General features: G+C 57.5%; 20 protein-coding genes. 10 read left to right on the top strand and 10 right to left on the bottom strand.

All coding sequences use genetic code 11. The annotated features are described in order from the left end of the window. Window positions 1-84: 84 nt before the first annotated feature. A complete protein-coding gene (locus EY643_RS18180; protein WP_153240581.1) occupies window positions 85-690 on the bottom strand; it encodes a hypothetical protein in 606 nt (201 codons plus the stop codon). Between the two features lie 163 nt (window positions 691-853). Between EY643_RS18180 and EY643_RS18185 the strand changes: the two genes are divergently transcribed. Next, window positions 854-1,513, top strand: a complete 660-nt coding sequence (locus EY643_RS18185; protein ID WP_170287469.1) for a DsbA family oxidoreductase — start codon at window positions 854-856, stop codon at window positions 1,511-1,513. A 64-nt stretch (window positions 1,514-1,577) separates the two neighbouring features. On the opposite strand, the gene EY643_RS18190 is transcribed toward EY643_RS18185, so the two are convergent. Genes EY643_RS18190 through EY643_RS18200 form a run of 3 tightly spaced genes read right to left on the bottom strand, consistent with a single transcriptional unit; the run spans window position 1,578 to window position 4,935 of the window. Next, entirely contained in the window at window positions 1,578-3,101 is a 1,524-nt protein-coding gene (locus tag EY643_RS18190) for a parallel beta-helix domain-containing protein (RefSeq protein ID WP_153240583.1), read from the bottom strand. Further along, on the bottom strand, window positions 3,094-4,257 hold the full coding sequence (locus EY643_RS18195) for a cytochrome-c peroxidase (protein WP_338035553.1): 1,164 nt from the start codon (window positions 4,255-4,257) through the stop codon (window positions 3,094-3,096). Before EY643_RS18195 ends, EY643_RS18190 begins: the two co-directional genes overlap by 8 nt. Window positions 4,258-4,308: 51 nt before the next feature. Next, on the bottom strand, window positions 4,309-4,935 hold the full coding sequence (locus EY643_RS18200) for a c-type cytochrome (RefSeq protein WP_153240585.1): 627 nt from the start codon (window positions 4,933-4,935) through the stop codon (window positions 4,309-4,311). A gap of 220 nt (window positions 4,936-5,155) precedes the next feature. On the opposite strand from EY643_RS18200, the gene EY643_RS18205 reads away from it, so the two are divergent. Beyond that, the gene (locus EY643_RS18205) at window positions 5,156-5,554 is read left to right on the top strand and encodes a TFIIB-type zinc ribbon-containing protein (protein ID WP_153240586.1); all 399 of its coding nucleotides are present in this window, start codon (window positions 5,156-5,158) and stop codon (window positions 5,552-5,554) included. A 93-nt stretch (window positions 5,555-5,647) separates the two neighbouring features. Further along, the gene (locus tag EY643_RS18210; RefSeq protein WP_338035554.1) at window positions 5,648-6,703 is read left to right on the top strand and encodes a 3-deoxy-7-phosphoheptulonate synthase; all 1,056 of its coding nucleotides are present in this window, start codon (window positions 5,648-5,650) and stop codon (window positions 6,701-6,703) included. Here the strand turns inward: EY643_RS18210 and EY643_RS18215 are convergent, their stop codons facing one another. Next, entirely contained in the window at window positions 6,704-7,750 is a 1,047-nt protein-coding gene (locus EY643_RS18215; RefSeq protein ID WP_153240587.1) for a DUF481 domain-containing protein, read from the bottom strand. Window positions 7,751-7,920: 170 nt separating this feature from the next. Here EY643_RS18215 and gor point away from each other — a divergent pair, with 170 nt between their 5' ends. From gor to EY643_RS18240, 5 genes are all read left to right on the top strand, one after another. Continuing rightward, the gene (gene gor, locus EY643_RS18220) at window positions 7,921-9,279 is read left to right on the top strand and encodes a glutathione-disulfide reductase (RefSeq protein WP_153240588.1); all 1,359 of its coding nucleotides are present in this window, start codon (window positions 7,921-7,923) and stop codon (window positions 9,277-9,279) included. A 79-nt stretch (window positions 9,280-9,358) separates the two neighbouring features. Then, the gene (locus tag EY643_RS18225) at window positions 9,359-10,234 is read left to right on the top strand and encodes an ABC transporter ATP-binding protein (RefSeq protein ID WP_240732759.1); all 876 of its coding nucleotides are present in this window, start codon (window positions 9,359-9,361) and stop codon (window positions 10,232-10,234) included. Next, window positions 10,224-13,043 (top strand): Gldg family protein, encoded by a 2,820-nt coding sequence (locus EY643_RS18230; protein ID WP_153240590.1) that lies wholly within the window; start codon window positions 10,224-10,226, stop codon window positions 13,041-13,043. Before EY643_RS18225 ends, EY643_RS18230 begins: the two co-directional genes overlap by 11 nt. Further along, a complete protein-coding gene (locus tag EY643_RS18235) occupies window positions 13,040-13,903 on the top strand; it encodes a DUF4340 domain-containing protein (protein ID WP_153240591.1) in 864 nt (287 codons plus the stop codon). The genes EY643_RS18230 and EY643_RS18235 overlap by 4 nt, the downstream gene beginning before the upstream one ends. 10 nt (window positions 13,904-13,913) lie before the next feature. Then, entirely contained in the window at window positions 13,914-14,105 is a 192-nt protein-coding gene (locus tag EY643_RS18240; protein ID WP_153240592.1) for a hypothetical protein, read from the top strand. On the opposite strand, the gene EY643_RS18245 is transcribed toward EY643_RS18240, so the two are convergent. Beyond that, a complete protein-coding gene (locus tag EY643_RS18245) occupies window positions 14,102-15,097 on the bottom strand; it encodes a LysR family transcriptional regulator (RefSeq protein WP_153240593.1) in 996 nt (331 codons plus the stop codon). The two genes, EY643_RS18240 and EY643_RS18245, sit on opposite strands and share 4 nt — an antisense overlap. A gap of 151 nt (window positions 15,098-15,248) precedes the next feature. On the opposite strand from EY643_RS18245, the gene EY643_RS18250 reads away from it, so the two are divergent. After that, window positions 15,249-15,908: a DUF3313 family protein gene (locus EY643_RS18250; RefSeq protein WP_170287470.1), complete on the top strand. Its 660-nt coding sequence runs from the start codon at window positions 15,249-15,251 to the stop codon at window positions 15,906-15,908. 83 nt (window positions 15,909-15,991) lie between these two features. Further along, a complete protein-coding gene (locus tag EY643_RS18255) occupies window positions 15,992-16,582 on the top strand; it encodes a DUF4136 domain-containing protein (protein WP_153240595.1) in 591 nt (196 codons plus the stop codon). Between the two features lie 10 nt (window positions 16,583-16,592). Here EY643_RS18255 and EY643_RS18260 read toward each other — a convergent pair whose 3' ends face one another. From EY643_RS18260 to EY643_RS18275, 4 genes are read right to left on the bottom strand one after another with little or no spacing between them, the layout of a single operon-like run. Then, window positions 16,593-17,564, bottom strand: coding sequence for a 2-hydroxyacid dehydrogenase (locus EY643_RS18260; RefSeq protein WP_153240596.1), 972 nt, complete (start codon window positions 17,562-17,564; stop codon window positions 16,593-16,595). Then, window positions 17,561-17,995, bottom strand: coding sequence for an HIT family protein (locus tag EY643_RS18265; RefSeq protein ID WP_153240597.1), 435 nt, complete (start codon window positions 17,993-17,995; stop codon window positions 17,561-17,563). The genes EY643_RS18260 and EY643_RS18265 overlap by 4 nt, the downstream gene beginning before the upstream one ends. 58 nt (window positions 17,996-18,053) lie before the next feature. After that, on the bottom strand, window positions 18,054-19,238 hold the full coding sequence (locus tag EY643_RS18270; RefSeq protein WP_153240598.1) for an MFS transporter: 1,185 nt from the start codon (window positions 19,236-19,238) through the stop codon (window positions 18,054-18,056). 8 nt (window positions 19,239-19,246) lie between these two features. After that, window positions 19,247-19,810, bottom strand: a complete 564-nt coding sequence (locus EY643_RS18275; RefSeq protein ID WP_153240599.1) for a UbiX family flavin prenyltransferase — start codon at window positions 19,808-19,810, stop codon at window positions 19,247-19,249. Window positions 19,811-19,820 lie beyond the last annotated feature (10 nt).

Raw genomic sequence — 19,820 nt, forward strand, 5'->3', positions numbered from 1 at the left:
AGCGAGAGGGGCCTCTGGGGAGAAGCCCAGGAGAGGAGAAACCAGGGGCGCCGGCTAAACCGGCGCTAGACCCTGGGAGAAATTTTACTTCTTGGCTGGCGCTTTTTTCCTGGCAGCTTTCTTTTTGGGAGCAGCTTTCTTCTTGGCGGCTGCTTTCTTCTTCGGTGCAGCCTTCTTCTTGGCAGTTACTTTCTTCTTGGCTGCAGCCTTTTTCTTGGGCGCAGCTTTCTTCTTCGCAGCGGCCTTCTTCTTCGGTGCAGCTTTCTTTTTAGCCGCAGGTTTCTTCTTGGTCTTCGAAGCTGCTTTTTCTACAACGCTCGCAGCCTGATCAGCAGCCTTGGCCTTGCGCGCCTCGAGTATGGCATCAGCTTTTACGCTGGTGTAGTTTTGCGCGGCCTCGTATGCAGCGACTGTGATCTTACCAACGGCTTCAGCGAGATCTTGCACCTGCTTCATCAGCGCATCGACTTTCTGCTGATTGGCAGGCGTCGCCTTTTTCTTTGCCGCTGCTCGCGCTTTCTTCAAACGCGCGCTTGCGGTTGAATGACGCTTGCGCGCTGCCTGCAACTCGCGCTTGGCACGTGCGTTGGCTTTTTCAGATTCGGACACAAGCTTCTTGCGAAGCTGCTCTACTTTTTTGTTGGCGTTTTCAGCCATTTTGGTGGCCTGGGCCAGTTCTTTTTCCAACATTGCTTCACACGCTCCGTAGGTTTTTAGTAGATACCGCATTTGTAGTGTAGGCTGATTTTCAACCAATGTAACGCTTATTTTTTGATCAGCATCAAGGGTGCACAAACCGCGTTTCGATTTAAAATATTCTGCACTTGGAACTGTTCGCGCAATGGAGAAAAAGATGCCGGAAAAAATCTCTATCGATTACTACAGTGACACTCTCTGTGTATGGGCATGGATAGCACAGCCTCGACTGGAAGAGCTCGACTCAAAATGGGGCGAGCAGATTGAGATAAATCATCACTTCGTCGACATCTTCGGCAACAGCAACAAAAAAATTCCTGCGCGGTGGGGGGAAACCGACGGCTATGAGAAGTTTGCAGCCCACGTTGAACACTCCGCGGCAGAATTCGAACGCGCTACGGTAAATCCGTCAATCTGGCGTGACACCAGGCCAAACTCTTCGGCACAATCACACCTGCTGCTACGCGCAGCCGGCACTGGCCCTGACGCTGCGCAACTGCCTATGCTCGCACTCGCTATACGCAAGGCCTTTTTTTGCGACGCGCAGAACATCAGCGACATGGAAGTGCTATTTTCAATCGCAGAAGAACAGAATTTCGACGTCAATCATTTACGCAAGAGCCTGCAAGACGGCTCGGCACTCGCTGCTCTCACATCCGATCTGAAGCAGGCCATCGACCTTGGCGTGCGCGGCAGCCCAACCTGGATCCTGAATTCTGGCCGGCAGGTGCTCTACGGCAACGTGGGCTATAGAATCCTCAATGCCAACATCGAAGAACTTCTGGCCCACCCCTCGGATGAAGCCAGCTGGTGCTGAAATAGCAGGCAAAAAAAAAGCCGCCCATAAGGGCGGCTTGGAAAATCATCGCTTGTAACGCGATTTAGTTCTTGAGCTTCAACATGAACTCCGCAGCAGCCAGACGAGTCTCTTCGTCCAGGTGTGACTGCGGCGGCATCTCAGGATAGTCATCGCGCTTCTTGACCGGGTTGGCGGCGTAAGCGGCGATACCTTCTGGGTTGTCCATGTAGAGCGCCTGTACGATCTGAGTCGGGGGACCAATCATCCGAGAACTATAGGCGTGGCAACCAGCACATACGCCGTAGTAAGCCAGTTTACCCACATCCATGTTCGGATCATCCTTACGGGGAGCAACCGGATCCGGCAGCATGTAGGTAGGCACGTTGGCGGTACTGTCGAAGTCGCACTCAGTGTACTTGTCCAGGCCAACAGTGCGGTAGCGGTTGCGATCGAGAATGCAACCATCGTCCATACCGACCGTATCAATAACGTCCTGACCTTCTGTCTTCAGCTTGGTCGCGAGAAACGCCTGCACCAACTTTGTTGGATTCTTGCCGTTGTCCAGCATCAGGTTATTGAGAATTTTCGGACGGTTGGGGTAGGGGTCGGAATCCGGGTCACGCGCAGCGTTAGTCGCCAGCGAAAAGTCAGTGAACAGGATGCCCACAGAATCATTTCCGGTAACAATGTTGTTCTCAACAACCACGTCGTCGCAAGCCATGATCAGCATGCCCGTACCTTCGGGGATGTTGGACACCAGCGAACCGGGGATCGCAAAGTTTTCGTGATTATTGTTGACCACAAAGTTGTTGCGAATAATTACGTCGCCACAATCCTTGATTGGCAGGCCCGGAGTGATGAACGCGAGAATACCGCCGGTGTTGTCGTAAACATAGTTTGCTTCAACCAGAGCTTTGCGGCTGTTCTCGATCTCGATACCGGCAACACTCTCGAATACCTGATTGTAAACAACATCGATATTGTCAGACATACCGACGTAGATCGCTGCGTCTTCAATACCGGAAATTACGTTGTGAGATACCAGACCGTTCTTGCCCAACTGGGGGAAGATGCCGTAGACGCCAGTGTCGATAACGAAGTTGTTACGGATAATGAAGTTGTTACCCGCCTGCCCCATGATGCCATTACCCTTGTAGCGAGTGATGTACATGTTCTCGACAGTAAATCCGTTGCCAGAATAGAGGACAGCGTCGTTCAGCACGCCTTCACCATCCATTACAGGGTATTCACCCTGCTCGATCACACCGGACAAAGTGATATTGTCCTTGTCGACATAGACAGTCTCTTTGTACGTGCCGGGCATCACCTTGATGGTCGCGCCAGGCTGAGCGGCCTTGACCGCATCCTGGATAGACTCACCATCTTTAACAATGATCAACTCGCCACTGGCAGGGGTCTTCAGGCTGCGGATCTGGGCACTTGCAACGCCCGCGGCAGCCAATTCTTCTGCACCGCTAGAGTTGAAAGCGGCCTTGGGTGCTTCCGGCACCTTGATGACAGTAGGCTCAGGCGTGTTGGAGTTGCCGAGGTAATAGCCTCCCGCCAACAAAACCACGGCTCCTACTGCAGCTACTAGTTTATTCATCGGATTTTTCTCCATCTTTGTAGGCCCCGGGTACCGGGGGATTATCATGAACCAGCGCCAGGCCCGAGGGCAGGCGCGCAGGTGTTCTGGGTTTGAAACTTTCGTCCGTCAGAGTCTTCAGGAAATCCACCAGCCGATCGAGCTCGTCATCGGTCAATTTGGGTTCCCAGATATGCCAATGCAATACCAGCTCTTCGCCTTCCGGAACCGCGTGACCACGACCACCAGTATAGAAGGCCACAGTCTCGCGCAGGGTGTCGAAGCGACCTGAGTGCATATAGGGAGCAGTCAGTTCAATATTGCGTAGCGTTGGAATTTTAAAGCCACCGCGCTGGGTCGGCTCGTTCATGGGGATCTCAGCACCCGGGTCAAAGGGCATACCCTCTGGTTCCGGCGTCCCTATCACCGCCACCTGGCCATTCGTGAACAACGGCGGTGTATGGCACTCGGCACAGCGGGCGACGAAAGAGCGAAATATATTCATACCCTCGATTTCGGGCTCGGTCAGCGCCTCGTGATAACCATGGGCGTACTGGTCATAGCGACTATTGAGCGAAATGAGGCTCACCTGGAACGCGGCTATGGCCGTGTATATTTCATCCAGAGTGATCTCCTGGTCACCCGGGAATGCCTCTGCGAAAAGGCTGCGGTAAGCGGGAATGCCATTCAGGGTTTCAAGCAGCAGCGCAGGGTTGCCGCCCATCTCGTGCTCGCTGTACAGAGGCCCCATCGCTTGCTCTTCAAGGCTCGTCGCTCTGCCATCCCAGAACAATGTTTTGAGGAAAGCCACGTTCCACAGGGTAGGCGCTGAACGCGTCACAGTGTGGCCGTCGATACCCACACTCAGGCCCCGGCCATCAGCGAAGCCCTTGTCCGGGTGGTGGCAAGTCGCACAGCTCACACTGCCATCGCGTGAAAGCACAGGGTCAAAAAAGAGGAAGCGTCCCAGGTCGGTCTGCTGAGGTGTAAACCCGTCGCGCCACTCAGGCAAACCCGTCGAAGGGCCTCCCATGCCAGCACCTTGCAGCGAATTGTAGAGTTGATACAGGCTGCGCAATTCACAGTGACCCGCATCCAGCTCAAAGCCTGGCGGACAGTCAGCGCTCAGGGTGAACTGTACTGGCGTTTCAGCCCAGCTTGCCACGCTCAGCAACACTGTCAGTACTGCGAAAGGTCTCAATAGAGAGATCAGCATCTTGCTAGTGCCCTACTCACCCAGACCGTGGAGGTAGGCAACGACGTCACGTACCGCCTGCTCATCAGGCAGGATCATCGCCATGGCGCGCATCTGTTTGCCCGTCTTGTCATCGGGGTGTGCCCCGCGAGCGCCGCTGCGGAAAGCCAACAACTGCGCTTCCAGATACCAGTCATCACCACCGGCCAGGCGAGGGGAATTCAATGCAGGGTTGCCCACGGCACCTGCGCCGTGGCAGGCGCCGCAGAACTGGTTGTAGTAGTCAGCACCCATGGTGGCGTCGCCTTCTACACTTGCAGCGGATGCCGGGCTTTCGAGACCGGCAATGTAGGCGGCCACGTTCGCCACTGCTGCATCGTCAGCCAGCACCGCGGCCATTGGCGCCATAGTCATCGCTGTAGGAGTAGCGCCTTGGCCACCACGCACACCGGAACGGAATTTGTTCAGCTGGGCAGCAACATAGACTTGCTCCAGATGGTTTATACGCGGCGCACTCATGGCTTTGTTGCCCTGGCCGTTGTCGCCGTGACAGGCCACGCAGGTGGCGTAGCTTGCCGCACCGGCAGCGGCATCGCCCTCTGCGAATGATGGCGCGGCGGCAAACGCGATGCTGGCTAGTAAAATAGTTGTTCTGATCATGGAGCTTTCTCCCGTTGGGGCACAGTCTTGCGGCCCAGCTTGTATCAGTTGAGGCCTCGTATAATAATTCTGAAAATTAAACGTAGCTGAAAAAGCCCTCCCATGCCTGATAGAGTGTGGAATCTGTCACAATCCGGGCGGGACAAGTGGCCAGTGCTGAGCTAGACTCAGGCCTGCCGCTGTTTTTCAGCACTTAATAGATCGTAGCAAGGGACGCGAAATGGAATACAACGCCGACGAACACAGCATAAAGTGCCCCAAATGTGGCCACGGCATGAACGAAATCACCTACGGTGGCGATGTTGTCATCGATCGATGCACTCACTGCCAGGGCATTTGGTTCGATATCGGTGAAGCCGAGGCACTGAAAGGGAAATGGATGGGTGACGCCCTGGACATGGGTGATCCCGACGAAGGCAAGAAGTGGGATGCAGTCGAAGACATTTCCTGCCCGCGCTGTGGCAAGGATATGGAAAAGCGCTCAGATCCCGATCAGCCTCATATCTGGTTCGAAGAGTGCGCCGAGCACGGTATGTTTATGGATGCCGGCGAATTTACCGACTACAAGCACGAAACCTGGGCGGATTGGTTCCGAGGCCTGATTAAAGGCGGCCGCTAGCCCTCGGCCCAGTAATCACGAATAAAGGGCGACATGGTCGCCCTTTTTTTATGCCCGGACACGACGCAATAAGTAAGCACTCACATACCGTTAATGACTATGACAATAAACACCGACGACATTCGAATTGAACATACCCGGCCGCTAATCAGCCCCGGTGTACTGGCGCAGGAACTGCCGCTGGATGATGCGACCGCTGCAACCGTGGCAGGGCATCGTCGGACAGTCGAAGCCATTTTGGCGGGAAAAGACCCCCGCATACTGGTGATCGCTGGCCCCTGCTCAGTACACGACCCGGCGGCATTGCTTGAGTTCGCCGCGGGCTTCAAGGCCGCCTGCGAACCTCTGGCTGACGCCATCTTCCCGGTGCTGCGTGTCTACTTCGAAAAGCCGCGCACGGTCATCGGCTGGAAAGGCCTGATCAATGACCCTGACCTGGATGGCAGCTTCCAGATCAACAAGGGCCTGCGCCTGGCACGCAAAGTACTGCTCGATGTCGCCGGTATGGGCCTACCCTCTGCCAGCGAGTTCCTCGACACCACGTTTGGCCAATACTACGCAGACCTGGTGAGCTTCGGCGCCATCGGCGCGCGGACAGTGGAAAGCCAGGTCCACCGGGAGCTGGCCTCAGGGCTGTCCATGCCGGTGGGGTTCAAGAACAGCACCAACGGACATGTTGATGTCGCTATTGACGCAATTCGTTCCGCGGGTCACGGCCATTGGTTCCCCTCCCTGACCAAAGAGGGCACCCCCGCTGTGCTCAAATCCAAGGGTAATCCCCACAGTTACCTGATTCTGCGAGGCGGCAAGCAAAGCGGACCCAATTACGGGCCGGAGGCAGTCCAGGCGGCCGCCGCCGCGCTGGCAGCAGCTCAGCTGCCGGCGTCACTGATAGTCGATTGCAGCCACGGGAATAGCGAGAAAGACCACCGGCGCCAGGCTCAGGTCATGAGCAGCCTGTGTGAGCAGGTCCAGGGCGGGGACAGAGCCATTCGCGGCGTTATGCTGGAGAGCCATCTGGTCGAAGGAAACCAGCCCATGGGGGAACAACTGGTCTACGGCCAGAGCATTACCGATGCATGCCTGGCGCTGGAAGATACCGTGCCGCTGCTGCAACAACTCGCAGCGGCACAGCGTATGGCGGGTTGATTACCAGGTGTAACCAACGCGGAAGCCATAGGTTTCGTCCATCTTTTCTATCCCTTGTACCGCGCCGGAGTCATATTCCCAGAGAATTTCGGCAGCGGCCTCAAAGCCCCACAAAAGCGGGAATGCAAGGCCCAGCGTGGTGTTGACGATGATGTCAGACGTCTCATCCAGGTTCCAGATACCAAGCTGATCGAAATACAGACGGGAATCGCCACCCAGATAGTTACTGGTCATGTGCAGCGCCCAGTTCGCACCGGGGTACTCCTGATCAGGCGCGGTGATGAAATCTTCATTCACATACGAGCCACCCACTTCAGCAGAGAGCGTAAAAATGGGGTCGGTCAGGAATTCCCGGCCGATATAGGGGCCTATGTAGTACCGGAGGTCCAGATCAGCAAACTCATCAGCCTCCGCATAAGCCATCACCCCCCAGTACGTCGGACCGTCGAAGAAATAGTCGTATTTGCCCTGAACAGTCCAGTTGTCGGTATTCTTGACTTCGTTGGCTTCGTCAATCTCACCGTCAAGCTTGATCGTGTAGCGGTCATCGTCACTGCGCCATACCGACTCCAATTTGTAGTCCAGCTCTTCGGTATCACTGTTACCCTTCTCGATAGTCAGTGCCATGTTCGCCAGGCCACTCCAGGCGTAACCCTGGCCCAGTTCCCAGGCCTCAGGATTCACGACCAGAAGCTGATCGAGAGCGAGCGCCTGTGTCGCGCCGGTACTGTCGGTGACTTGCAATTGACTGTCGGCGATCACCATGGGCTGCTCTTCCAGCACGGTCTCGTCAGCCATCTGCATGACCACCGGCTGGGAGGTCTGCATTGAGACTACCTGATCCATGGAGATAGCCAGGGTGCCGGCAAAATCTGTATCGACCGTCACCGAGCCATCGCGGGCCTCGACCACGGTTCCGAGAATTCGAGAGCCGTTCTTGAGCAGGATTTCATCTGCGGGCACTACCTCTTCCTCTGCTCGCAGCGGCGCGCAGGCAAGGCAAAGCAGGACCAGGGGCAGGAATATGCGGGTGTACATGCTGTTCATTGTCTTTCCTGTAGGGTTGAGCGCGGGACTACCGCCCGCTTAACGGGGTTCCAATTCTAATCTAGCAGCAAAAAACGGCAAACCACGATAAATGGTATTTATGGCCCGCATAGTTCAGGCACCGCTGCTCGACTGCTAGAATAGCGCCTATCAATCAAAGGAGTAGGTACGTGTCCAACTACGATTACGATCTGTTTGTCATCGGCGCCGGTTCAGGCGGTGTTCGCGCGGCCCGCATGGCAGCCAGTTTTGGCGCGCGAGTGGCCGTGGCTGAGGACCGCTACATGGGTGGTACCTGCGTCAATGTGGGATGCGTACCCAAGAAACTCTATGTCTATGCCGCCGAATACGGCAAGGGTTTCAGTGATGCCCGTGGCTTTGGCTGGGCGTCCGGCGAGCCGGCTTTCGACTGGGCAACCCTGAGGGACAACAAGAAAAACGAGATTTCCCGACTCAACGCTATCTATCGCAACCTGCTGTCCGGTGTTGAAGCCGACCTGATCGATGGCCGCGCCACTATCGTCGACGCCCACACAGTCGCTGTGGGCGAGCAGCAGTATTCCACCGAGCGCATCCTGATTGCGACCGGCGGCTGGCCTCACATCCCGGAATTCCCCGGCAGCGAGCACGCCATCACGTCCAATGAAATTTTCGACCTGGAAGTGTTTCCGCAGCGGCTTGCCGTGGTCGGCGGTGGTTACATCGCCACTGAATTCGCCGGGATTTTCAACGGTCTGGGCGCCCATGTGACCCAGCTCTATCGCGGCCCCCTGTTCCTGCGCGGTTTCGACACAGATATCCGGGCTCACGCCGCTCAGGAAATTGCCAAAACCGGCGTCGATCTGCGCTTTGAGACCAATGTCACGTCTATTGAACAGGGCATCACCGGCTACATGCTCACGCTCACCGACGGCACCGTACTGGAAGCTGATGCCGTGCTCTACGCCACCGGTCGCAAGCCCAACCTCAATGGCCTTGGCCTGGAAAATGCCGATGTGCACTGCAACGACAATGGCACCATCGCTGTGGACGAACACTTCCGCACCAACGTCCCAAGTATTTTCGCCCTGGGCGACGTAACCGGTGGCATGGAACTGACCCCGGTAGCCCTGGCGGAAGGCATGGCCTTTGCCCGGCGTGAATTTGCCAGCATGGACGCCACACCGGAATACGAATTTATTCCCACCGCCGTTTTCTGCCAGCCCAATATTGGCACCGTGGGCTTCACCGAAGAAGAAGCACAGGCAAGGTTTGGTGATATCGAGCTGTACAAATCCAGCTTCAAGCCAATGAAACACACCATCAGCGGTCGCGACGAGCGCAGCTTTATGAAGCTGATCGTCGACAAGGCCTCAGACAAAGTGGTTGGCGTGCACATGGTGGGCCCGGATGCTGGAGAAATCATGCAGGGTATTGCAATCGCGATGAAGGCCGGCGCCACCAAAGCGGTGTTCGACAACACGATTGGCATCCACCCGACGGCGGCTGAGGAATTTGTCACCCTGCGCGACCCCTGGACCGGGGATTGATGAGCGCCAGCGGCAGACAGGGATGATCGAAGCCTCGCACCTAACCCGCCAGTTCGGGCGTACAACCGCAGTGTCCAACGTGTCTTTTAACATTGGGCGCAACGAGGTTGTGGGCCTACTCGGCCCCAATGGTGCCGGCAAAACCACCATCATGCGCATGCTCAGCGGCTACCTGGAGCCCACTACCGGTGTGGTGCGGGTAAACGGTGAAGATCTCGGACAAAACGCCTATTCACTGCAGCGCCAGCTCGGCTACCTGCCGGAGAACCTGCCTGTTTACCCGGATATGATCGTCGCGGACTATCTCGACTATGTCGCCTGCATCAAGGGTATAGCTCCCGGAGAGCGCATGCGCGCGGTCAAGGAGGCTCTGCACGCAACCCAGATGCAGGATCGCGCCCTTGAAACCATCGACCGCCTGTCTCGCGGCATGAAGCAGCGCGTAGGCGTGGCCCAGGCCATTCTCGGCAAACCGCGCCTGTTGATCCTGGACGAACCGACCAATGGCCTCGACCCACGCCAGACCGAACAGATGCGCGAGCTTATCGGCCAGCTGGCGCGCCGCGCCACTATCATCTTGTCTACCCACATCCTGCACGAAGTTGAAGCGATTTGTGACCGGGTGCTGATTCTGCGCAACGGCCAGCTTGCCCTGGACAGCCAGATGAGTGAACTGCGTAGCTGCGGCGAGCTGTTGCTGCGCACGGACAAGGCGGTAGACGACCTCGAAAAACACCTTGGACGCATGCCGCAGGTGGCCTCGGTGAAACGGCTCGACAGCGCTGCGGACACCAACGCCTACTGCCTCACCCTGCACGAGGGCAGCGACCCTGACACAGCTGCGGGCAATATCGCCCACTGCGTGGACACGGCCGGAGCCCGCCTCTTCATGCTGGACCAACAGGCCCGACATCTCGACACTGTATTCCATGAGGTTGTAGAAAGTGGAGACTAGGGCCGTCGCGCGCCGGGTTGCGCAGAAAGAAGTCGGCCTGTTCTTCACATCCCCGGTCGCCTGGCTGTTTCTTGGCAGTTTCGCGGCCGTATGCCTGTTTGTATTTTTCTGGGGCTCGTCATTCTTCGCTCGTAACATCGCCGATGTGCGGCCGCTATTTCAGTGGATGCCTATCCTGCTGGTGTTCCTGTGTTCGGCGTTAACCATGCGCATGTGGAGCGAGGAGCGCCGCACGGGCACGCTCGAGCATGTGCTGGTGCAGCCGAGCGCGCTGTGGCGCTTCGTGTACGGCAAATTCCGTGCCTGCATGTTGCTTCTTGTGCTGGCACTGGTGAGCACCGTGCCTCTACCTGTCACCGTCTCACTCATCGCAGATCTGGACTGGGGGCCGGTGTTCGCCGGCTACCTGGCCACGGTGTTGCTCGGGGCCCTGTATATCTCAGTCGGTTTGTTTGTTTCATCGCGCACCGACAATCCCATTGTCAGCCTGATTGCGAGTGTCATCTTATGCGGCACGATGTTTCTGGTGGGCAGCGGCATTTTTACCGAATTCTTCTCCAACAGCACCGCCGAGACCTTGCGCCACTTCGGCACCGGGTCACGCTTCAGCAGCATTACTCGCGGTGTCATCGACGCCCGCGACCTGTTCTTTTACCTCAGCGTCACCTTTGCCTTCCTGGCTCTCAACGTTTACACCCTTGAACGAGAGGGCTGGGCGCGCCTCGCCAGCACCCCGCGTCAGCGCAACTGGCGTGTAGGCATTGCCCTGCTTCTAGCCAACCTGGTAATGGCCAATCTCTGGGTGGAGAAAATGCCACTGCCGCGTATGGATATAACCGAGGGCCGCCTCTACTCCATCTCCCAACCCAGCCGCGACCTGCTGCGCCAGTTGGACGAGCCGCTGCTGATACGAGGTTATTTCAGCGATCGCACCCATCCCATGTTGGCGCCACTCGAACCACAACTGCGCGACCTGATTCGAGAATACGAAGCCGCCGGTATCGGTAAGGTGCGAGTCGAATTCACCGACCCCACGCTCCACCCGGAGCAGGAGCGCGAGGCCAACGAGCGTTACGGCATTTTGCCCACGCCATTTCAGGTTGCCGATCGCTACCAATCAGCCCTGATGAATGCCTACTTCAACGTACTCGTGCAGTATGGCTCGGAGCACGTCACCCTGTCTTTCTCGGACCTGATTGAAGTGCGCACCAACACCAGTGGCGACCCCGAGGTGCTGTTGCGAAATCCCGAGTTCGATATCACCAGAGCGATTCGCGACGCGCTCTACAACTATCGAGCCGGCGGCGATTTGTTTACCGGCATCGAGCAACCCGTTGAATTTATCGGCTACGTTTCGGATCGCGAATTGCTCCCGCCCAAACTACAGGCGTACTACGACTCCATCACCGCCCAGCTGCAGGTCGCTATAGACGCCTCGGACGACAAATTCAGCTTTCGTTTTATCGACCCTGAATCCAGAGGCGCTGTGGTCGCGCGGCAAATCTATGACCAGTGGGGCTTTGCACCCATGAGCACGGGCCTGGACGAGGACAGCGAGTTTTATTTTTACCTGACCCTCGCCGATGAGCGTCAGGTTGTGCAATTGCCCACTGGCGATTTCAATCCAAGCGACTTTCGCACCGCGCTCGATTCGGGGCTGAAGCGGTTTGCCAGAAGCTTTACCCGGACCGTTGCACTGACCACACCGAGGATAGACCCTCAGTTACGCGAATACGGCCTTGGCGGTCCCTCCTTCACCAACCTCGAGCGCGCCATCACTCGCGATCACAGCATCGTGAAGGAAGATCTCTCGGACGGTATGGTTAACCCGGAAGCAGACATTCTGGTCGTGGCTGCACCGCAGCAGTTGGACGAGCGCGGCGTTTTCGCCATCGATCAGTTCGTGATGCGTGGCGGTACTGTCGTGCTCGCGACCTCACCGTTCAGCGTTGAGCGGGAGAACGGCGAGCTGCGGCTCAAAAATTGGAAGAGTGGCCTGGAACCCTGGCTACAACACAATGGGATCACCATCCGTCCTGAGCTCGTCCTGGACGAACAGATGGGGAAGTTCCCCGCGCCGGTGCGCCGTGGCAGTGGCGACTATCAGTTCAATGATGTCCGAATTATTAACTATCCGTTTTTTATCGATGTACGCCGCGACGCCATTGCCCGACACGCAATTTCCGGGAGCCTGCCCCAGGTCACCATGGCCTGGGTATCGCCGCTCGATGTCGAACGTCGCGACCGCCGCCGGGTGAGCAAAATCCTGTGGAGCTCACCCCAGGCGTGGACCGACGACGGCACCCTGCTGATGCCACGCAGCGATGATAAAGGCGAGATCGTGCCACCGCGCAGACCAGACGATCAGGCGCCTGCCAGCTACGACCTTGGCGTCGCCCTGCAAGGCCGGTTCACTTCGTACTTCACGGAATCACCCAGCTTCAGTGATGGTGAAAACCTCGTGCTTCGCTCACCCGAATCTGCACGCATTGTTATTTTCCCCTCCAACGACTTTCTCAGCGACCAGGTGCTGGCCTCCCAGGTCCACGCCAGTGGTACCCAATACCTCGGGCCGCTCGAATTGCTCAGCAACACGCTGGACTGGGCGCTACAAGAAGAACTACTGCTCAACATTCGCTCCCGCGGCCACTTCAATCGCACCCTGCCGCCGATGGAACGAAAAGCCCAGGTCGGCCTGGAAGCCTTTAACTATGGCGCGGCTCTCGTGTGGCTGGCACTGTTGGCGCTGTGGCACAAATTCCGTCTGCACCGCAAACGCAAGAGTTATGCGCAGGAGCTGGGACTGTGAACAGGGCCGGGGTCGCACTGGGACTACTCCTGCTCGCCCAGATTGTGCTGGTCGGCTTCGTCTACATGGCGCCCACGGGAAGTCAGTTTGGCAGCGAGAGCAAACCGCTGACAAGGGCAGCCTACTTTCACATCGACGAGTTGCGCATCGAGGACGGCCACGGTAGCGGCGTACAGCTAACGTTAACCGATGATCGCTGGGTCCTGCCAACGCTGGGCGGCCTGCCCGCCGAAGCAAGCCACATCGAGCAGATACTGCAAACTCTCAGCGATCAAAACACTGGCTGGTCGGTTGCCCACACTCTGGCAGCACGACAGCGATTCCAGGTTGCACACTATCATTTCCGTCGCAAGATCACGCTGCTGGCACAGGGCCAGGAAGTGGATACCGTTTTCCTGGGCACCTCACCCGGGTTCCGCAAGGTGCATGCCCGCAACGACGCGGGCAACGCGATTTACAGCATCCCTCTCAACCTGTTCGATGTGCCCACAACACCGGGCGCCTGGCTGGCACGCGACTTGCTGAAGGTGCGGGCACCGCTGAGCATCACAGCAGATACCTATACCCTCAATCGCAGCAGCGGCGACTGGCTCCTCGGCACCGGACAGACACCTGACCCCGCCGAGCTAGACGCCTTGCTACTCGCGCTGGAGCACCTCCACATTGAAGGTGTAGCGAGCGAGCGCACACTGCAGGAGGCAGAGCTGATTTTTGAGATCGAGAGCCTGACCGGAAGCACAACGCTGGAACTGTATCGCCAGGGGGATAATCACTTCGTCCGCAGCAGTCAATATCCCCTGCTGTTCCGCATTAGTAGCTATACTTTTGATCAGCTAACGGGCATCAATCTTTTCATGTAGGAGAATGAGCATGCGACTCATCGGAATGCTACTGGCGCTGGGCGCCATAGGCTGGGTGCTTTACACCGGTTCGGGCGGCGGCGCGAATGATACGGTCATACCTGAAGGCTATCAGCAGTCGATGGAAAAAGCCGAAGGGGTTGAGGAGACGGTGCGCAAAAGCACGGAGGAAAAACTGAGAGCGCTGGAAGACGAGGGTTAAGCTGAGCTCTCAATAGCCGAGAGTTGACGCATTTCCTCCACTGGCTCGGCGCCCGAGAGATGCTTCATCAGCAGGGTCCGCATCCACTGATGAGGCGCACTGCGCGAAGTGCGAGTATGACGCATCAGTGACATCTTGCCACGGCGCCCGCCGGAACTATTGCGAATCATCCGCTGCAACTCAGCAGGCAGTTCACGGCCGACAATCAACCCACGATACAAACCACCCTCCTCAAAGCCCGCATTGGCCACAAGCAGACTGTCTGTACGAGCCAGCACGCCAACCGCAGAGGCGAACTGGGTGGTCTCCAGTGCAATCTGCCGGTGAACACCGTATTGCCCCAGCACATCGTCCACCATCGAGCCGTTCTCCCGGGTAAGGCCAGGCAAGTACAAACGAAGGTGTGGATAGGCCAGGAAATCCTGCAGGTCCATGTCCTTGTCTACCAATGGGTGCGCTGTGCTCATGTAACAACGGGGCGCCAAGGTAGCAATAGGTTCTGCGTGAATATCGCGGTCGGTGTCGTAGGCAACAAACGCAGCGAAGTCTACCTCGCCCTTCTTGAGCAAATCCTGATAGTCCGGCGAGACCTCGGAAGTGATTATCTGAACGCCAGGCGCCTGCCCCCGCAGATCAGCAATCAGGCCCGGCAGTAGTGCCTCACAAAGTATTGGCGGTAACTGTAAGCGGAAGCTGCCGCAGTAGGTAAGGGGATCGAAATCAGTGTCTCCAAGCACCCGTTCCACCGTTTCCAGAAGCTTGGGCAGCTCGGCCCCCAGTTCCTCTGCGCGAGGTGTCGGCACCAGGCCGTGAGCGGTGCGAGTGAATAACTCGTCTTCGAAAGAGTCGCGCAACTTCTGCAAGGTTTTACTTAAAGCCGGCTGGCTTACGGAGAGCCGTTCCGCCGCGCGCGTAACATTGCGCTCTTCCAGCAAAATCTGCAGCGCTACCAGCAAGTTCAGGTCTGTCCGTATCAGCTTGCGCGATATCATGGCTTTGGCCCCGTTATTAAAAATAACCTATAGTTATCATTGGGATGCTAGCAAACACTCGCTAACCCCTCAGCATCTAACTGGACTTTTCGGAACTCTCTTGTCGAGCCGGTGTCTACCGCGTGGACAAACTGAAAAAAATGGTGTGAAAATGAATACAATCAAGTACATAGCTGGCGCTTTAGCGGTAACGCTACTCGCTGCCTGCAGCAGCACTCCAGTAATGGAAGACAAACCCAGCTCGGAATTTGAGGGGCTGAACAAGGTGAGCAGCACCGGCTTCAACGAAGTCTGGGGCCGACCGGGCACAGACCTGTCTTCCTACTCCGCGATTGTAGCCACGCCGCTGAAGTCCGCCGATGCCGAGATCATCCAGCCCGGCCAAAGCATTCAGACGCGAACCCGGCAGGACATGGAGATGACCCCGGAGGTCGAGCAAGGCCTTGCAGAGACCTGGAATGACGCGATTACCAGAGAGGCGCAAGACAAGGGGCTGGCCACTGACGGCAGCGGCGACAAGGTGTTGCGTATCGACGCCAGCATGACCCGTATCGCGCCCAGCGCGAACTTTGCTGCCGAGAAACAAGCGCCCGGCAGAACCACCGTCTACACCGAGGACTCTGGCGATGCCTCTATCGAGTTCCGGCTCTACGACAATACCAGTGGTGAATTACTGGCCGTAGTGCGCGACAAGCGCTCGATAGGCTCACAAATGTGGTCCCGCTCAAACACCGTGACCGCCTCTGCAGATGTTCGCAATCTCTATCGCAACTGGGCCAATCGTCTGGTCACCCGCATCACCGGCAATTAAGCCTCGCCGGGCCAGTCCACTGGCTGGCCCGCCTTCCTGCTGCTACCATTGGCATCCCACCGAACCCGGACGAGAGGAAGACCATGCGCCGCATTACTAGCCTGGCGACACTGGCACTAACGCTACCACTGCTCATGTTAGCCGCCTGCAGCGACATCGAAACCCGCCCTGTCGACAGCGGCAACTTTGCTTCCAGCGGTTACACATTCTACAAATGGCGTAGCGAGCCGCTGAACAACCCGGCCGGTTCGGACGATCTGCTCTATGCGATGGACCCTATTATTCGCAGTGAGGTAAACAAGAATCTGGCCGCCAAGGGCTATACCCTCAACGCTGAGCAGGCACAGTTCACTGTGGATTACTTGCAGGCCATGGGCTTGCGCGAAGGCGTCAGCAGCCAGGATGCCAGTGGAGGCATCGATCCCATTCCCTCGGCTCGCCCGAACCGCCAGATCAACCAGGCCATGGTGGATAACGCCAATGCACTGGCCGGCGTGCACACCACCAACAACATTGCCATCCAGCTGAACGATGCCCAGACCCACGAAGAAGTCTGGCGCGTCGTAATCACGAAAATCGTCGAGGATATGAACGGCCGCGACAAGGCCAAGCTGGACAAAAATGTTCGTCAGGCTGTTGAGCGTGGCTTGCGCGCGCTACCTGAGGCCAACTGACTCGATCAGATCAAAGATAAACGGCCGGATTGAAACAATGAGGCATTCGCTCGCCCGCCAGGGCAGCGAGGGCATTGTCGACAGCGAGGTCCGCCATCCGCGCCCGGGTCGTCATGGTAGCGCTTCCGATATGGGGTGCGACCACAACATTGGGCAGTGACAACAGCGGATTTTCTGCTTGCACCGGCTCACTCTCGAAAACGTCTATACCCGCCGCATACAGATCCCCCGCCCGCAGTGCGTCTGCCAGGGCCTCCTCATCGACGATACCACCGCGCGCCGTGTTCACCAGCACTGCCCCGGATTTCATCATGCCGATCTTCTCAGCGTCGAGCAGCTTGCGGGTCTCCCCGGCAAGAGCAACGTGCACGCTGACAAAATCACTGCGCGCCAACAGCTCGTCGAGCGCCACCGATTCAACGCCTGCCACGTCTCTGGGGCTGCGATTCCAGGCAAGCACCTCCATGCCAAAGCCCGCGGCGCGGCGCGCCATGGCCTGCCCGATCGCGCCCAGACCGACAATACCCAGGGTAGCGCCGCTCACTTCTTTGCCGGTAAAGAAATCAGGCGCCCAGGCATTTTCAGGTGTCCAGTTGCCCTGACGGATGAAATGATCTGCTTCGATGACACGGCGAGAGGCAGCCAGCATAAGTGCGAAAGCAGTATCTGCCGTCGTTTCAACCAGCACACCCGGCGTATGCCCCAACGGAATCTTTCGAGCGCTAAGCGCCTCGCAGTCAATGTGGTCAATGCCCACCGACATACTGGAGACAAATTCCAGCTCTGGCATGGCTGCAACCAATTCGGCAGACACCTTATCCGTCAGCAGGCAAATGAGCCCCTGGCACCCTTCCAGTTCTTCGCGAAGCGCGGTCGCAGACAGCAGGCCAGGGCCCATCCAGACATTCACGTCACAGTGAGCGCTGAGCTCATGGATACGCTCACCGGGCATTTGATGAGTCACGAACACTCGCTTGTTCATAAGCCCTCCAACGGATGGGCCTTCATATCGCCCATGGCTACCAGCGCTTTTTGCCAGTCAAGCACCTGAGCCAAATCGTACAGCTCTTCGTCTTCAAGATTGCCCCATACGGGCAGGGGCCAACAGGGGTCTACTGCTGCCCGGGCGATCACGTGCAGGTGCATCTGTGGCACCACATTGCCCAAGCCGGCAAAATTAACTTTGTCGAAACCGAGCACCTGTTTCAGAAACTGCGATACGAGGGAGCAGTCTGCCATCACCGCATCGCGGTGCTCCTGAGGCAGATCGAGTAAGTCAGCAAGACTGGTATCAGGCACCAGAATAAACCAGGGCACGCTGGCGTTGCGGTGAAGCAACACCGCCGACGAGGTCAACTGGCCGAGATAAAAACAATCTTTTGCCAACTGGGGGTGTATATCCAGAGGTGTCATGAACCATTCCCTATGCAGTAATAACAACTCTAGTCAGTGTTACCTGTGGTTGGCAATCTCAAATTGCCGATTCTGCAGTTTCAGAACGTGCACGATGCGCCTCCATCACCACCCAGGCAAAGTAATACGCAACCACCGCGGCCCAGATCCCCCAGGTAGCACTATAACCAATCACGCCCAGCGCGAGGCCACTCACCAGCGGGCCGGCGACTCGCCCCCACGACGACATAGCAGCCGTTGTACCCATCAGGCGACCGCGATATTGCGCGGGTGTACGCTGAGTAAAGATTGTATTGAGTAGCGGCATGCACATGGTGGCGCCTGACATTCCAATAAACAGGGACGCAAGCATCACCGGCATGGTGTCGGCAAACACTGCCACAACCAGGCCCACAAAAAACATACCAACGGTCAGGCGCAACAATCGCCACTCGCCGAAGATTCGCACCAGCGCACCCATGGCACCGCCTTGCAGTAAAACCATGATCATGCCCTGTATGCCGAAAACGATGCCAACCTCCCGCGCAGTCCAGGCTAATTCATGCGCGACCCAAAGGGGGAAGATATAGGTTGCTGAACTGACACAGGCATTGTGCACGGCGTACTGAAATACAAACCAGCGCGTGTGGCTTGCCTTGAGGACCTCCAGCGTCGAAGCTCGGTCTGGGTTTTGCTGCTGCGCCCGGTTGGCGGCTCGCCGTTCAGGGGGCAGTGATTCGGGCAGGAAAATGGCCGCGGCGATAATCGCCAGCACCGACATCACGCCCGCGAAGATGCAGGGCAGTGCGAAGCTTCCATCATCTCCTGCCAACAAGCCACCGAGCAGCGGTCCAAGTACCATCCCCAGACCAAAGGCGGCGCCGATAAGGCCCATCCCCTTAGCCCGGTTTTCAGGCCCCGTAATATCGGCCATCATCGCCGAGGCCACACCAAAGTTTCCTGCCATCAAACCGGCAAATCCACGCGCCACAAACACCATCCAGAGCTCGTTTGCGAGCCCGAGGGCGACATAGCCCAACGCACCGCCAGCGAGGCACAACATGATGACCGGTTTGCGCCCGAGCCGATCAGACAGCCTGCCCCAGAAAGGCCCGGAGATTCCCGAGCAGGCCGCATAGGTCACAATGATAAGAGCGATATCCAGCTCATTCGCACCGAGCTGCGGTGAGAGGAAAGGAAGAATGGGAATAACGATGCCGAAACCAATCAGGTCCAGCAGAACCACACCAAACAGAAGGGGCATGTCGGCGTTTACTCGCCTTGCCAGCGCTGAACCTGCTCGACATTGAGATCAAACAACTCCAACACACGCCCGACGCCCTGAGTGACAATCTCTTCTAGCGTCTCCGGCCGGGTGTAAAAAGCGGGAGCCGGCGGCGCAATAACAGCACCCATCTCGGAGAGCTGGGTCATGGTCCGCAGGTGACCGGTATGCAGGGGCGTTTCACGCACCATCAATACCAGGCGACGGCGCTCCTTGAGGACGACATCTGCTGCACGAGTGAGCAGGGTCGACGTGACCCCGGTAGCTATTTCGGACATGGAGCGAATAGAACAGGGAGCCACCAACATGCCGCCAGTGACAAAAGATCCGCTGGCGATAGAGGCGCCAACGTTCTTGATAGGGTGCACCTGTGAGGCCAGCGCTTTTACTTCGGCCAGGCTCATGTCCATTTCATGGTGGAGGGTGAGCTCAGCGGATTTACTCATCACCAGATGGGTTTCCACGCCGATGTCGCGCAGCAGCTCCAGCGCGCGAACACCGTAGACGATGCCCGACGCTCCGCTAATGCCGACAATGATGCGCTTGCTCATGTGGTTGGTG

It is taken from the genome of Halioglobus maricola (genome assembly GCF_009388985.1).
GTDB classification, from domain to species: Bacteria; Pseudomonadota; Gammaproteobacteria; order Pseudomonadales; family Halieaceae; genus Halioglobus; species Halioglobus maricola.